The organism is Deinococcus fonticola (assembly GCF_004634215.1).
GTDB lineage: Bacteria > Deinococcota > Deinococci > Deinococcales > Deinococcaceae > Deinococcus > Deinococcus fonticola.
Map to the genome: position 1 here is coordinate 1 of NZ_SMMH01000020.1, position 14,965 is coordinate 14,965.

13 protein-coding genes are annotated in these 14,965 nt (G+C 64.8%); 7 read left to right on the plus strand and 6 right to left on the minus strand.

Annotated features, from left to right (window positions below):
• Window positions 1-206: 206 nt before the first annotated feature.
• The 3 genes from E5Z01_RS12285 to glnA are packed head-to-tail and all read right to left on the minus strand — an operon-like array spanning window position 207 to window position 2,429.
• Complete coding sequence (locus tag E5Z01_RS12285) at window positions 207-863, minus strand: YczE/YyaS/YitT family protein (protein WP_240738359.1); 657 nt, start codon at window positions 861-863, stop codon at window positions 207-209.
• A 10-nt stretch (window positions 864-873) separates the two neighbouring features.
• Complete coding sequence (locus tag E5Z01_RS19535) at window positions 874-1,038, minus strand: hypothetical protein (protein ID WP_167757903.1); 165 nt, start codon at window positions 1,036-1,038, stop codon at window positions 874-876.
• Between the two features lie 23 nt (window positions 1,039-1,061).
• Entirely contained in the window at window positions 1,062-2,429 is a 1,368-nt protein-coding gene (glnA, locus tag E5Z01_RS12290) for a type I glutamate--ammonia ligase (protein WP_135229631.1), read from the minus strand.
• A gap of 278 nt (window positions 2,430-2,707) precedes the next feature.
• On the opposite strand from glnA, the gene E5Z01_RS12295 reads away from it, so the two are divergent.
• The 4 genes from E5Z01_RS12295 to E5Z01_RS12310 all read left to right on the plus strand — a co-directional run bounded on the left by E5Z01_RS12295 (window position 2,708) and on the right by E5Z01_RS12310 (window position 7,983).
• A complete protein-coding gene (locus E5Z01_RS12295) occupies window positions 2,708-4,876 on the plus strand; it encodes a glutamine synthetase III family protein (RefSeq protein WP_135229632.1) in 2,169 nt (722 codons plus the stop codon).
• A gap of 166 nt (window positions 4,877-5,042) precedes the next feature.
• The gene (locus E5Z01_RS12300) at window positions 5,043-6,053 is read left to right on the plus strand and encodes a prohibitin family protein (RefSeq protein ID WP_240738361.1); all 1,011 of its coding nucleotides are present in this window, start codon (window positions 5,043-5,045) and stop codon (window positions 6,051-6,053) included.
• Between the two features lie 26 nt (window positions 6,054-6,079).
• Complete coding sequence (locus E5Z01_RS12305; protein WP_135229633.1) at window positions 6,080-6,613, plus strand: hypothetical protein; 534 nt, start codon at window positions 6,080-6,082, stop codon at window positions 6,611-6,613.
• Between the two features lie 83 nt (window positions 6,614-6,696).
• On the plus strand, window positions 6,697-7,983 hold the full coding sequence (locus tag E5Z01_RS12310; protein WP_135229634.1) for an NAD(P)/FAD-dependent oxidoreductase: 1,287 nt from the start codon (window positions 6,697-6,699) through the stop codon (window positions 7,981-7,983).
• A 92-nt stretch (window positions 7,984-8,075) separates the two neighbouring features.
• Here the strand turns inward: E5Z01_RS12310 and E5Z01_RS12315 are convergent, their stop codons facing one another.
• The 3 genes from E5Z01_RS12315 to E5Z01_RS12325 form a co-directional block, all read right to left on the minus strand.
• Window positions 8,076-9,077 carry an alpha-ketoacid dehydrogenase subunit beta gene (locus E5Z01_RS12315; RefSeq protein ID WP_135229635.1) on the minus strand — a complete coding sequence of 334 codons (1,002 nt, stop codon included), beginning with the start codon at window positions 9,075-9,077 and terminating at the stop codon, window positions 8,076-8,078.
• Entirely contained in the window at window positions 9,074-10,231 is a 1,158-nt protein-coding gene (gene pdhA, locus E5Z01_RS12320) for a pyruvate dehydrogenase (acetyl-transferring) E1 component subunit alpha (RefSeq protein WP_135229636.1), read from the minus strand. Before pdhA ends, E5Z01_RS12315 begins: the two co-directional genes overlap by 4 nt.
• A gap of 388 nt (window positions 10,232-10,619) precedes the next feature.
• Window positions 10,620-11,120 carry a DUF4384 domain-containing protein gene (locus E5Z01_RS12325; protein WP_119762193.1) on the minus strand — a complete coding sequence of 167 codons (501 nt, stop codon included), beginning with the start codon at window positions 11,118-11,120 and terminating at the stop codon, window positions 10,620-10,622.
• A 188-nt stretch (window positions 11,121-11,308) separates the two neighbouring features.
• On the opposite strand from E5Z01_RS12325, the gene ftsH reads away from it, so the two are divergent.
• The 3 genes from ftsH (at window position 11,309) to E5Z01_RS12340 (ending at window position 14,925) form a co-directional block, all read left to right on the plus strand.
• Complete coding sequence (gene ftsH, locus E5Z01_RS12330) at window positions 11,309-13,147, plus strand: ATP-dependent zinc metalloprotease FtsH (protein WP_135229637.1); 1,839 nt, start codon at window positions 11,309-11,311, stop codon at window positions 13,145-13,147.
• A gap of 188 nt (window positions 13,148-13,335) precedes the next feature.
• Window positions 13,336-14,004, plus strand: a complete 669-nt coding sequence (locus tag E5Z01_RS12335; RefSeq protein ID WP_135229638.1) for a response regulator transcription factor — start codon at window positions 13,336-13,338, stop codon at window positions 14,002-14,004.
• A gap of 180 nt (window positions 14,005-14,184) precedes the next feature.
• Complete coding sequence (locus tag E5Z01_RS12340; protein WP_135229639.1) at window positions 14,185-14,925, plus strand: uroporphyrinogen-III synthase; 741 nt, start codon at window positions 14,185-14,187, stop codon at window positions 14,923-14,925.
• Window positions 14,926-14,965: the final 40 nt, after the last annotated feature.

Genomic DNA, 14,965 nt, shown 5'->3' on the forward strand with positions numbered 1-14,965 from the left:
AGTGGGGGACGCAATCTCCGCTTCAGATTCGTTGATCTGGCGAGTAACGGGCGTTCACCCCACTCCGTTCCCAGCAACCGTCGCTGCGGGCGTCAGGCTAATCCCTGACGCCCGCAACATACAAGCGAGTGAATTTAAATGAGCAGGACGAAGAATGGAGGCATGCGGGGTAGCCTTCCACGCCTGACGGAATTCGGAGAACTGCTCTAGCCCTCCAGCCCTTTCCCCGCGCCTTCCTGTTTCCTGAACCCGAACAGCTTCAGGCCCGCGCCGACGCTTGGCCCCATCAGCAGGGCGAAGATGAGGGTGCCCGGGCCAAGCGGGCCGCCCAGCAAGCCACCCGCCACCAGCACGACGACTTCGATGGCGGTGCGGACGCGGGTGATGGGCCAGCCGTAGCGGCGGTGAAGGGCCATCATCAGGCCGTCGCGGGGGCCGGCGCCGAAGCCGGCGCTGACGTAGGCCGCGGTGCCGAAGCCCGCCAGAACGACGCCCAGCAGGAATTGACCCCACCCGGCGGCGGGGTGTGTGGGGTGGGGCATGACGGGGGCCAGCAGGTCGATCAGCACGCCGATCACCAGGACGTTCAGGATGGTGCCGAGGCCGGACTTCTCGCGCAGGCCGAACCAGGTGAAGCCCACGATCACCACGCCCGCCAGGATACTGGCCTGCCCGATGGACAGCGGCGTATGGTGGCTCAGGCCGACGTGCAGCACGTCCCACGGGGAAGCGCCGAAGTTCGCGTCGATCATCAGGCGAATAGCGAAACTGCACAGCGCCAGTGACAGGATCAGGTGAAGAAAACGTGCCGGAGCCCCCAGACGGGTGATAAAGGCCAGCGGGGCCGCATGCAGCAGAGACACGCCCGGCAGGCTAGCACCCTCCTGAAGCCCGGCGCAGGAGAACGTCCAGATTTCCGGCGGCGTTCATCCCGTTCTGAACACTCTTGCGAACACCTGGGAACAGCGCTCGAATTTGCTCCACGCCGTTCAGAACGGTATTTTCTTCCTCACGTTGTGTGGAAAAGAGAAGGGTCATCCGGCCTCTTCTTCCGAGTGGGATCAGATCAGGTCCAGGTACTTGTCCAGTTCCCAGGCGTGAATGGTCTGGTTGTACTCGCGCCACTCGGCGGTTTTCGCCTCGACGTAATGATCGAGCACGTGTTCGCCGAGCGCGGCGGCCAGCACCTCGTCCTTCTGCAACTCGTTCACGGCCTCGCGCAGGTCGCCGGGCAATTCCTTGACGCGGTGATGGCGTTTTTCACGCACGGTCATTTTGAAGATGTTGCGCTGAATGGCCGGGGCGGGCTCCAGCTTCTGACTCAGGCCATCCAGGCCAGCGGCCAGCATGGCGGCCAGAGCCAGGTACGGGTTGCAACTGGGGTCCGGCGAGCGCAGTTCGGCGCGGGTGCTGTGGCCGCGTTTGGCCGGAATGCGAATCAGGGCCGAGCGGTTGCTGGTGCTCCACGCGATATTGACGGGCGCTTCATACCCCGGCACCAGCCGCTTGTAACTGTTCACCAGGGGGTTGGTGATGGCGGTCAGGCCCTCGGCATGGTCGAGCAGCCCGGCGATGAAATGGTGCGCGGTGGCGCTCAGGCCATGTTCGCCTGCGGGATCGTCGAAGGCGTTCTGGCCGTTTTTGAAAAGGCTCAGGTGGCAGTGCATCCCGCTGCCATGCACGTCCGCGATGGGTTTGGGCAGAAAGGACGCCAGCAGGCCGTATTCCATCGCCACGCGCTTCACCACGAACTTGAAGGTGGCAATTCGGTCAGCGGTTTCCAGCGCGGGCGCGTACCGGAAGTCGATCTCGTGCTGGCCGGGGGCGACTTCATGGTGGCTGGCCTCGATCTCGAAGCCCATGTCCACCAGTTTGTTGGCAATCTCGCGCCGGATGCGTTCGCCCTTGTCGATGGGCGCCAGATCGAAATACCCGGCCTTGTCGTGCGTAATGGTCGTGCCGCCCCCATTCTCGGTGCGCTCGAACAGGAAGAATTCCGGCTCGGTGCCCACGAACATCTCGAAGCCCAGTTCGCGCGCCCGGTCGATCTGGCGTTGCAGCACATACCGGGGATCGCCCCCGAACGGGGAGCCGTCCGGCAGGGTCACGTTGCAGATCAGGCGGGCCACGCGGCCACGCTCATGACCGTCCTGCGGCGCGTCACGCGAGAACAGCGGGTAGATCAGGAAGGTCGAGAGGTCGGGGGAGAGCAGCATGTCGCTTTCCTCGACGCGCGTGAAGCCCTCCACGGCGCTGCCGTCGAAGGTCACGTCGCCATTCAGTGCCTTCTGAAACTGCGATTTCGGAACCTCCACGTTCTTGGTGTTGCCCAGAATGTCCGTGAATTGAAGACGCAGGAACTTCACGTCCGCCTCCTGCAACTGCGACAGGATGCTTTCGGGGCTGGGTTCGGCGGGTTGGGCTGTCATGCGTGACCTCGGCAGGAGATGGGGAAAAAGCGGTGCTGAACGTCGGATAAGCGGAGTGAGAAGGGTTTATTGCCTTGTAATACCCATTGTAAAAAATTTATGGAACAAAATGCAAAAAGGCAAAGGTGTTCGGCCATTCAGGTCAAATTTTGCCTCCGCTTGTTCAGAAGAATATTGCCATTATGAACACTATCCTCTTATACTGCCGTCGTTAAACGGGGCGCAACGCCAGCGGTGAACCACACCCCACCTCACCGCCTGGCCCCCAAGGGAGCGACATGACTCAACTGAACTTCGACGTGAACGCCGTGGCCCGCAAATGGCGCGTGGACGCCAAGCAGGTGGCCAGTCCCAGCGAACTCGTGAACGACCTGTTCGCCAGCGACGTGCTGACCCTGGAACAGCTCAGCACCCGACTGAGCAAACCCGCCTTCAAGAGCCTGCGGGCCACCGTGCAGCGCGGCGAACAACTCGACGCCAGCATCGCCGACACCGTGGCGCTGGCCATGAAGACCTGGGCCATGGAAAAAGGCGCCACGCACTACACCCACTGGTTCCAGCCGCTGACCGGCTCGACCGCCGAGAAGCACGACAGCTTCCTGAACCCCACCGGCGATCATGTCGGCAGCGCCATCATGTCCTTTTCCGGCAAGGAACTGATTCAGGCCGAACCGGACGCCAGCTCCTTCCCCTCGGGCGGCCTGCGCGCCACCTTCGAGGCCCGTGGCTACACGGCCTGGGATCCCTCGTCCCCCGCCTTCATCGTGCGGCACGCCAATGGCGCGACCCTGTGCATTCCCAGCGTGTTCGCCTCGTGGACCGGGGAGGCCCTTGACCTCAAGATTCCCCTGCTGCGGAGTATCGAGGCGCTGAATCAGGCCGTGACGCCCGCCATGAAACTTTTCGGGGCCAGCGAAGGCACCCGCGTCTCCAGCACACTGGGCGCCGAGCAGGAGTATTTCCTGATCACCGAGGAGTACTACTACCGCCGCCCGGACCTGGTGATGACCGGCCGCACGCTGTTCGGTGCCAAACCCCCACGCGGCCAGGAACTGGAAGACCATTACTTCGGGGCGATTCCGGACCGCGTCCTGAGCTTCATGACCGACGCTGAAACGCAACTGTACGCCCTGGGCATCCCGGTCAAGACCCGCCACAACGAGGTAGCGCCCGGCCAGTTCGAGATCGCGCCCATCTTCGAGAACAGCAACATTGCCGCCGACCACCAGCAGCTCATCATGCAGGTGCTGCGCACCACCGCCCGCAAGTACGGCCTGGTGTGCCTGATGCACGAAAAACCCTTCGCGGGCGTCAACGGGTCCGGCAAACACTGCAACTGGAGCATGGGCACCGACGCCGGCGAGAACCTGCTCGACCCCGGCGATACCCCCAGCGAGAACATGCAGTTCCTGTTCTTCTGCTCCGCCGTGATTAAGGCCGTCGACGACCACCAGGATCTTCTGCGGGCCTGCGTCGCCAGCGCCAGCAACGACCACCGCCTCGGGGCCAACGAAGCCCCCCCGGCCATCATTTCGATCTTCCTGGGCGCCGAACTCACCGACATTTTCGAGCGCATCGTCAGCGGTGAGGGCGGCAGCCGCCACTCGGCGGGGCTGATGGGTCTGGGCAGCCAGGTGCTCCCCGAAATCCCGGTGCACGCCGGCGACCGCAACCGCACCAGCCCCTTCGCCTTCACCGGCAACAAATTCGAGTTCCGCGCGGTGGGCAGCAGCCAGAGCATTTCCTTCCCCACCACGGTTCTCAACACCATCGCCGCCGACGCCGTTCTGAAGCTGACCGCCGAACTCGAACGCCACCTCGCCGCAGGCACCACCCTGGAGCAGGCCGTCACCGAGGTCGTCAAGGACACCTACAGGACTTACCAGCGCATCATCTTCAACGGTGACGGGTACTCCACGGCCTGGCATGAAGAAGCCGAGCATGGCCGCAAACTCCTGAACCTCCGCACCAGCATCGAAGCCATCGAGGCCCTGCACAGCCAGAAGAACATCGAGCTGTTCGGCCAGCTGGGCATCCTGAACGAACGCGAACTCGCCGCCCGCCAGGAAATCATGTACGACATCTACTTCAAAACCGTCAACATCGAAGGCGAAACCACCGAGTACCTGGCCCAGACCCAGATTCTGCCCGCCGCCCTCAGTTACCTCGCCGAACTGGGCGAAGTCAAAGCCGGCAGCAAAGCGGTCGACGGCGTTACCAGGGAACTCGTGGGCCTCAGCGACGAACTGTACGCCCACCTTCAGACGTTGCGGGAGCAGAACGAGGCCCTCGGCGGCGAGGAAGTCCACGAAAAAGCCCACCACATGCGTGACCACGTGCTGCCCGCCATGCAGGACGTGCGCGCCGCCGCCGACAAACTGGAAAAAATCGTCAGTGCCAAGCACTGGACACTGCCCACCTACCGCCAGATGCTGTTCGTGAAGTAAGGCTGTAGGTCGTAGGGAAAAGAGAACCGCCTCTTCCGGGGGGCGGTTTTTCGCTGTGGAACAGGGGAAGGAGAAACTGTTCACCTTGTCGGGGAAGGGGTGGTGTGTTGGCAGAGGAAAATGGCTGAGAGTCAGGTGGCGCTCACAACGAGGAGGAAGCCCTCCTGTGCCGGAACTTTTGTGCCCGGTCACGCGTATGACTGGCATGACCGAGCCGACCAACCAGAAGAAGACCGTGAATGTTCCCCGTTCTGCGCCGCAGCTTCCCCGGCTGGGCGGGCGACGGGCGCTGCTGCTGGGCGGATTGGCGATTGCCGCGCTGCTGCTGTTCGAAAGTGTCCGCTCCGTTCCGGCGGGGTTTGTGGGCGTGTCGTTCAATAAGTTGAGTGGCAGTCTGGCGACCCTCGATCCGGGCGTGCATGTGGTCGTGCCGGGCATTCAGCAACTCAACATGTACGACGCCCGGCTTCAGGAGGTGACGCTGGCGCACACCGTGCAGGACGATTCGGAGGGGGCCATTCGTGCCCGCAGCAAGGAGGGGCTGGACATCACGGCGGACGTGACGGTGCAGTTCCGGATCGACCGGGCCAAGGCGGACATTCTGCACAAGGAACTGGGGCGCAATTATCTTCAGACGGTTATTCGCCCGCAGGTGCGCAGCAAGGTGCGCGACGCCATCGGGCAATTCAACGCCGCCGAGCTGATCAGCACGCAGCGGCAGGAGGTCGAGGCGAACGTCACTAACGCCCTGAAAAGCGAGTTCTCGCGCAACAATCTGGTACTGGACAGTGTGCTGCTGCGCGAACTGAAGATTCCGGACAGCGTGGCGAAGGCCATCGAGGAGAAACAGACCGCGGAGCAGCAGGTGGCGGTAGAGCAAAACCGGCTGCAACAGGCCAAAATTGCCGCGCAGGGTGCGGTGGCGAAGGCGGAAGGCGAATCGCAGGCAGTGGTGGCCCGCGCCAGGGGTGAGGCCCAGGCCCTGTCCCTGCGTGGCAAGGCGCTGCGCGAGAACCCGCAACTCATTCAATTGACGGTCGCGGAGAAACTGTCCCCGAACATTCAGACGGTCATGGTGCCCAGCGACGGAAATTTCCTGCTGAACCTGCAAACGCTGGGGCAGGCCGCCGCCGCCAGCACCCCCCAGAAGAAAAATGAGTCGGGTTCCAGTAACTGAGGACTGTTAGGCATTAGCATGACGTTATGGGCCTGATTATTGGCGTTGTTTTTATCGTGCTGGTGGTCGCCTTATACTCTGCCCTGACGGAAATGGCGAGTGCCCGCCGACGCAGCAGCGTGCTGGACAACGTGGCCGCAAACGTCGCCGTGAAGCCGCTCAGTCCAGCCGTTCAGCTGGCGGCCCTGACACTGGAACTGCCGGATCCGCAGCGGCAGCAGGCGTTTGGGCTGCTGTGTCTAGTGCAAGACGCCCTCACTTCCGGGCGTTATGCCCACGACCAGCGCACCCAGTACCTCTTGCAGCAGACGCTCGACACGTACCTGCCCGACACGCTCCGCGCCTACCTCGACCTGACTCCCGGCGCGGCCCAGCAACTCGAGAAGGCGGGGCAGCCCGCCCAGCAGCTTCTGAGCGAGCAGCTGAGCGTGATGACCAGCGGTGTCGAGCAGGCCATGAAACGCGACCACGCCGCCGCCGACCGCCTGCTGGGTCAGGGCAATTTCCTGCGCGAGAAATTTGGCGCAGCGCAGACGAACGAGGAACTGAAAATCAGGTAAGCATGGGCTGTCGAGCACTGAATGAACGTTCCGGAAACCATCCGAGGTTCAGCAGGCGTCTGGAACCGGGATAAGCTGCCCGCATGTCAGACATCATCGTGGTGGGGGCCGGCCTGGCGGGACTGTGCGCGGCCCGCACGTTGCAGCGGGCCGGCCGGCGGGTGCGCGTGCTGGAGAAGACCGGGCACCTGGGTGGGCGCGTCTGGACACGCCAGCACCACGGGTACACCATGGACGCCGGGTTTCTGGGCATGTTCACGGCCTACCCGGCGGCGCAGCGCCAGCTGGATTACGGGGCGCTGAAGCTGGTGCCGCTGCTTCCCTCGGCAGTGCTGCGCCAGGAGGGTGGGAGGGCCGAGATCGTGGGCGACCCCCGGCGGGATCTGGGCGCCTTACCGGGTGACCTGACGGCCCAGGCGCTGACCCTGCGTGACCGGCTGCTGGCCGGCAAACTGGTGGCCGAACTGCTCACGCAGGCCCCGCACGTGTGGCTCAACGGCCCCTCGCAGCCCACGCGGGAATTCTTGCTGGAGTACGGCTTCTCGCCGCGTTCGCTGGAGCGCTTCTTCACCCCATTTTTCGGGGGGCTGGTGCTTGACCGCGCACTGATGACCTGTTCGGGGCTGTTCAAGTATTACTTCAGCCTCCTGGTGCGCGGTGACGTGGCCATTCCGGCGGGCGGCATGAGCGAGATTCCGCGTCAGCTGGCACGGGAACTGGAAGTGCAACTCGAGACGGTGGTCAGCAGGATCGACGCCTGCGAGGAGGGCGTCACCATTCACACCGATCAGGGAAGCCTGCAAGCCGGCACCGTCATCGTCGCCACCGATCCGCCCACCGCCGCCCGGCTGCTGGGCGAGGGTCACGCGCCCGCCCGGCCCATCGACCGGGGCAGCCTGGGCAGCACCTACCTGCACTACGGGGTAGACCGGCAGCTGGAGCGTCAGCCGCGCCTGCAACTGAACGCCCTGCCGGACGGTCACCTCAATCAGGTGTTCTGGACCGGGCAGGTGTTCCCTGGCCGCGTGCCCGCCGGGCATGACCTGCTGATCGCCTCGCTGTGGGGCATTCCCGACGGTACAGACACTGACCTGGACACCCGGACCCGCGCCGAGCTGCGCGTCTGGCTGGGCGACCGCGTCAACCAGCTGAACCTGCTGCACGTCGAGCGTATCCGCCACACCCAGTACCCGCAGCCCGCCGGGTACGCCCACACGCTCCCCGGCCAGTCTGGCGGCCATCCCCGGCTGTACCTCGCGTCCGAGGTCACATCGCTGAGTGGCATTCAGGGTGCCCTGGAAAGCGGCGAGAAAGCAGCCGCAGCCATTCTGGGCGACGTGCAGGTGCTCAGCCGCCCACGCGGGGCCTGAGGAGCCGGAAGTTGCTTTCTCATTAACGACAAAAGAAGTTGAGGTGGCCCCGATATCGCAGGCCACCTCACTCTCTTTCGACTGGTTTCTGCTCAGTGGCTCATGACTTTCTTGATGGCTTTGGCCACGCGCAGGGGGTTGGGGCGGTACACGTCCTCGATGGCGGTAAAGGGCGGGTACGGGGCGTCGAAACCGGTGACGCGCACGATGGGCGCCTGCAGGAAGTCGATGGCTTCCTCGGCAATGTTCGCGGCGATTTCACTGTGGAATCCGGCGGTGCGGGGCGCCTCGGTGACGATGACTGCGCGGCCCGTCTTCTCGACGCTGGCCAGCACGGTGTCCAGGTCGAGGGGCACCAGCGTGCGCAGGTCGATGATCTCCACGCCGATGCCGGCATTGCGGGCGGCCTCGGCAGCCTTCTGCGCGACTTCCACCATGCCGCCGTAGCAGATCACCGTCACGTCGTCGCCCTGCGTCACCACGCGGGCTTTCCCGATGGGCAGGGTGTAGTAGTCCTCCGGCACTTCCTCTTTCGTGGAGCGGTAGAGCTTGATGCTCTCGAAGAAGAACACCGGATCCGGGTCGGCGATGGCGGCCAGCAGCAGCCCCTTGGCGTCGCCCGGCGTGCTGGGAATCACGACCTTCACGCCGGGCGTGTGGGCCAGAATCGCCTCGGGGCTGTCGGCGTGTTGCTCGGGCGTGTGCACCCCGCCGCCATAAGGTGCGCGAACGACCATGGGCAGGTGGTAGCGGCTGCGCGTGCGGTGACGGTAACGCCCCAGGTGAGACAGGATCTGATCGAGCGCCGGGTACAGGAAGCCGGCAAACTGAATTTCCGCGACCGGTTTCAGGCCGGCCAGCCCCATGCCGATGCCCATGCCCACGATGGCGGCCTCGGCCAGCGGGGTGTCGAACACCCGCTCCACGCCGTGCTTCTGTTGCAGGCCGTCGGTGGCGCGGAACACCCCGCCCATCACGCCCACGTCCTCCCCGAAAATGCACACGTCCGGGTCACGCTCAAGCGCCAGGTCGAGGGCGTTGTTGATGGCGGCCACCATGGTCATGGTCTTCATTTTCTGTGCGGTGGCAGTCATGCCTGTTCCTCCAGCAGTTCGGCGCGCTGCTTCAGCAGTTGCGGGGTGGGTTCGGCGAACACGTGATCCAGAATCTCGGCGGGGGTGGGGTCCGGGTAGGCGTCGGCCTCGGTCAGCGCGGCCTCGAATTCCTCGGCGACTTCTTTCAGCAGGGCGGCGTGGCTTTCCTCGGTCAGGATGCCTTCCTTGAGCAGGTGCTGCTCCAGGCGCGTCACCGGGTCTTTCTCCAGCCATTTCTTCGCCTCGTCCTCGGTGCGGTAGCGGCTGGGGTCGTCGGCCACAGTGTGGGCCTTGACACGGTAGGTCACGGTCTCGATCAGGGTCGGGCCTTCATTGTTGCGGGCCCGCTTCACGGCCTGGTCAGTTACATGCCAGGTCGCCAGCACGTCGTTGCCGTCGACACGTACGCCGGGAATGCCGTAGCCGTCGGCGCGTTTGCTGAGGTTGGTGGCTTTCGTCTGCGTGGTCGTGGGCACGCTGATGGCCCAGCCGTTGTTCTGCAGGATGAAAATGCACGGCGCATTCAGCGCGCCCGCGAAGTTCAGCGCCTCGTGGAAATCCCCCTCGCTGCTGCCGCCGTCCCCGATAAAGGCCATGGCGACGTTCTGCGTGCCCTGGCGCTTCTCGGCCAGCGCTGCGCCCACCGCCTGCGGGTACTGGGTGGCAATGGGAATGTAGAAGGGCAGCACCTTCAGGTCGGCGGGCATGGCCCAGCCGTGGGGGGAGGTGCGCCAGTAGGCCAGCGTGCGCGCAATCGGCAGGCCCAGCGTCAGGGCCGCGCCGGTGTCGCGGTAGGTGGGAAACAGCCAGTCGTTTTTCGTGAGGGCCGCCGCCGTACCGCACTGGCTGGCCTCCATGCCCCCGAAGGGCGGGAAGACACCCAGGCGACCCTGGCGGTACAGCACCCAGCCGCGTTCGTCGAACTGCCGGGCGCGGCGCATCTGGCGGTACAGGTGCAGCCGGGTCTCGGCGGGCGGCAGCAGGTCCGGGCGCACCACTGTGCCGTCCGGCGCCAGAATCTGGAACAGCTCGCCGCTGGCTTCCGCCTGGTTGTAAGCGGCCTCGGCGGCCTGAAAGGCGGCGGGCGTTTCGGTGGACTCGCGGCCTTGCACCGCGTCCTTGGTGGATGTAACCGTACTGGATTTACGGGCCATGAAACCTCCATCGTGTGTACTGGCACGAAAGTAATGGGGCGAAAGAATGAAACCGGGTGTGAACGGAGACCAGCCCAGGCCATGACCGGCTCAGGCCATCAAAAGAGCCCGTTCAGGGCGCACGGCGCTGATTCAGCAGGCGTGAGGTTCGGCAGCGGGCAGGCACGGTCATGTTCACTACACTCCGGAAGCTGGAAAGCAATGGGTACAGCGTAACAGATTACGCAGATCCTCCCGCCCAGCCCACACCCCGAGCATCGGCCACGCCTCGCCTCCCGTCCCGGCATTCCGGTCAAGGTGAAAAGAAACTTTTTCTCCACGTCCACAGTTCACGCACCAAAAAAAGGGAACCGCGCAGGGTTCCCCAGTCGACACGAACGGTCGGTGCTCAGCGAATGTAGATGTACGTTTCCTGCACGTCCCGGTCGGCCGCCGCATAGGGCGTCAGGTAGGCGGTGGTCGTGGTATTCCAGCGGTTGCTGTCGTACACGCCGGACAGCACCAGGTCGGTGGTGGGGCGCGGGCGGGTGAAGATCACGCGGATGCTCTGCGTGCCGGCCGGCGGCGCGGCATTGAAGGTCACGCCGTCGCCGGCACGGGGGAAGGTGGTGGTGCCCGCCGCCACGTAGGCGTTGCGAACCAGGACGTTGGCGGAGCGGTCCTGGTTCAGCGCCAGGATGGTCACGTACCCGGCGGTGCGGGTGGTAACACTGACGCGCACCGGCTCACCGACGAGGTAGGTGGCTCCCTCACCCTTGTCCGGAGTGACCCGCGCGATCAGGTTGCTGCTGCTGCCCAGCAGGCCCACGTTGGCGCGGGTGGTGACGGTGCAGGCACTCAGGCCCAGCACCAGCGGGCCGACCAGCGCGATCTTTTTCAAGGTTTGCATACGTCGAGTGTATAAGCTGGGCCTGACCACTTCCTGAGGAGGGTACAGACCACATTCATGGAACGTGTAAAGAGGACTTGCCGGTGGGCGGGCACTGCACCAAAAGCACTGGCCTAAAAGAACTGACGTAAAGGCACAAAAGGAACGCCGGGTGGTTTCCGGGCCCGTCCACTGGCTTAACATGGGGTATGCCGCGCCCGTCCCGCCGCCCACGCCGCACCAGCCGCACAGTTCAGCCGCTCTGCTCGCTTCTGCTGGGGGTCGGCCTGCTGGTCGCCGGGTCGGGCCTGGCGCAGAACGCAGGAGGGGTGTCGCGGGGCTGGTCCGCCTACACCACCAACCGCTTCTTTCAGGACGTGGACAGCGGACAGGTCAAGAACGTCCTGCTGGACGCGGCCGGTAACGCGCAGGTCACCCTGCTGGGCGGCGAGCACCGCGTGCTGGTCATCCCACCGACCGGCGCGACCCTGGAGCGCCTGCGCCAGCGCGGCGTCAACCTCTCCATTACCGGCGGGGCCAGTCCGTTCGGCTGGGTGGGGCAAATTTTGCCGCTGCTGGTCACCGCCCTGATCCTGCTGCTGCTGTGGCGCAGCATGCGCGGCGCCGGCGCGGCAGGAGGGGCCAACACGTTTGGGAAGTCGAAGGCGGCGGTGATCAGCGAGGGACAGATCAAGTTGACCTTCGCGGATGTGGCGGGGTGCGACGAGGCCAAGCAGGACTTGCAGGAAGTCGTGGACTTCCTGCGCCAGCCCGAGAAGTACCACCTGCTGGGCGCCCGCATTCCCCACGGTGTGCTGCTGGTCGGCCCCCCCGGCAGCGGCAAGACCCTGCTGGCCAAGGCCGTCGCCGGCGAAGCCAAAGTCCCCTACTTCAGCATCTCCGGCAGTGACTTCGTGGAGATGTTCGTGGGCGTCGGCGCCGCCCGCGTGCGTGACCTCTTCGAGCAGGCCCGCAAGTCCGCGCCCTGCATCGTCTTCATCGACGAGATCGACGCCGTGGGCAGAAAACGCGGCATGAACCTGCAAGGCGGCAACGACGAACGCGAACAGACCCTCAACCAGCTCTTGGTCGAGATGGACGGCTTTTCCAGTGGGCAGGAGGTCATCATCCTGGCCGCCACCAACCGCCCCGATGTGCTGGACGCCGCCTTGCTGCGTCCAGGCCGCTTCGACCGTCAGGTGGTGGTGGACGCCCCCGACGTGCGGGGGCGTGAACAGATCCTGCGTATTCACGCCCGCAAAAAACCGCTGGACGTGTCGGTGAATCTGGAGACGGTGGCCCGGAGGACAGCGGGGATGGTGGGGGCGGATCTGGAGAACCTGCTGAATGAAGCGGCGCTGCTGGCGGCCAGAGAGGGGCGCAATCGCATTACCGGGCGGGATGTGGACGAGGCCAGAGACCGGGTATTGATGGGGCCGGAGCGCCGCAGCCTGGTGGTCAAGGAGGCCGACCGCAAGGTCACCGCCTACCACGAGGTCGGTCACGCCCTGGCCGCTCAGCTTTTGCCACACGCCAACCGTGTGGCCAAACTGACGGTGGTGCCGCGTGGCCGCGCCGCCGGTTACATGCTGCCGGACGCCGAAGACCGCCTGCACGTCACCCGCCCGGCGCTGGACGACATGATCGCGGTGGCGCTGGCCGGGCGGGCCGCCGAGGAGGTCGTGTACGGCGAGGTGACCACTGGCGCGCAGAACGATTTCCAGCAGGCCACCGGCATTGCCCGGCGCATGGTGACTGAGTGGGGCATGTCGCCCGCCATCGGTAAGGTGGCGCTGGCCTCGGGTGACGAGGGCTACCTGGGGGGCGGGCCACAGCAGGCGCCGACCAGTGAAGCCACCGCCCGCGTCATCGACGAACAGGTGCGGGAAATCGTGGACAGTGCCTACGAGCGGGCCGTGCAACTCATGCGGCAACACCTGGACGACATGCACCGCATCGTGACCGTGCTGATGCAGCGCGAGACGCTGACGGGCGAGGAGTTCAGCACCCTGCTGGGGGGCGGGCAGGTGGCTGCGGCGCCCGCCTGAAAGTCGGGACGCCCGCGCTCAGGCGGGCGCGGGCCTGTTAAGGCTTCCTAAACCGGGACATTCTCTAGCCGGGCAAAGCGGGCCATAGGATGGGGTTAATCGAATCGACCCCACCTCAACCTCCTCAGGGCGTCGATGTTTTCTTCCCCTTGACGCGTGTCATTGAACCCAGGAGTCCCAAGGCCAGCATGGAACAGCGCATTCTGCTTATTGAAGACAATCCCGACATCACGCGGGTCGTGCAGTACGAACTGGAACAGGCGGCTTACCGCGTGATTACCGCCCCGGACGGCATCACCGGCCTGACCAGCGCCCGCGAGAACAACCCGGATCTGGTGATTCTGGATCTGGGCCTGCCGGATTTCGACGGGGCCGAAATTGCGCGTCGGCTGCGCAAAACCAGCAGCGTGCCGATCATCATCCTGACGGCCATGGACGCGGTCGACCGCAAAGTCAACTTGCTGGAGGCGGGCGCGGACGATTACATGACCAAGCCCTTTCACCCCGAGGAACTGGTGGCCCGTGTCAAGGTGCAACTCCGGCACCAGCAGCACGGCGAGGTGATCTCGATCGGGGCGCTGGAAATTCACCCGCAGAAACGCCTGTGCAGTTACAACGGCCAGGAAGTGCGGCTGAGTCCCAAGGAATTCGACCTGCTGACGTTCCTGGCCCGCCAGCCGGGGCGCGTGTACAGCCGCCAGGAAATCGAACGCGAAGTCTGGAACGGCGAGTTACCCAGCAACAGCAACGTGGTGGACGTGCACATGGCCAACATGCGGGCCAAACTGCGCGACCTCGACGGGTACGGCATCATTCGTACAGTGCGCGGAATCGGGTACGCCCTGAAAACCCCCTGATCCGTCGGGGCCGGCCGTTTTTCTGACCTTCAGCGACCTGCCCGCGTGGCAGGTTTCTTCATTCGTCCCGAAGAGCCACGAAGAAGTTGACGAGGGCAGGCGTCGTGCGTCGGTGGGCGCCCCTCTTTCTGCTGAACGCCCTAGCCGCCGGGGCGCATCTGCTAGGGTGCCTCTCAGACCGTGAACGAGAGAACGTCACTTCCTGATCTGACGGGCTGCCGCCTCAGCGTCACGCACTCCGGTGGTGGGGCAGACCAGCTTATTCAGACCTTCTCGACATTAGGGGCCACCGTTCACCACATTCCCCTGATCGAATTCGAGTGGCTGAAAGAAGCGCCGCGATTGCAGGACTTGCAGGACGTGCAGTGGCTGGTGCTGACCAGTCCGCAGGGTGTCAAGGCACTCAGCAGCGCCCTGAACGGCCATGACGTGCCGGCAGGCATTCAGTGGGCGGCGGTCGGGGAATCCACCGCCCGTGCCCTGCGCGAGGCTGGATGGCCCGTTCATTTCACGCCCTCGCAGGCCACTGGAACGTCGCTGGGCCAGGAACTCCCGCTGAGCGCAGGAGGCAAAGTGCTGCACGTCACCTCCAACCTCTCCAAAGATGACCTGTCGGCAGCCCTGCACGCTCGTGGGGCCAGCTACGAACGGCTGGTGCTGTACCGCACGCTGCCACATACACCCAGCCACGCCGAAACCGCGCAGCTTCTCGCCTCGCACCTGGTGACGCTGGCTTCCAGCTCTGCCGCGCAGCACTTCGCCACGCTGGGCGGACAGCAGGTGCCCGTGGTCGTGATGGGCCAGCAGACCGCTGGAACGGCACGGGAACTCGGTTTTCAGACTGTCCTGGTCGCCCGGCGGCCCACGCTGGAAGCCCTGGAAGACGTAGTTTTTCAGTTCCTGACCCGGCCCCGCATGTGAAAGATGTGTGCAGGACAGCTTTCTGACCGTTCGGTACGGG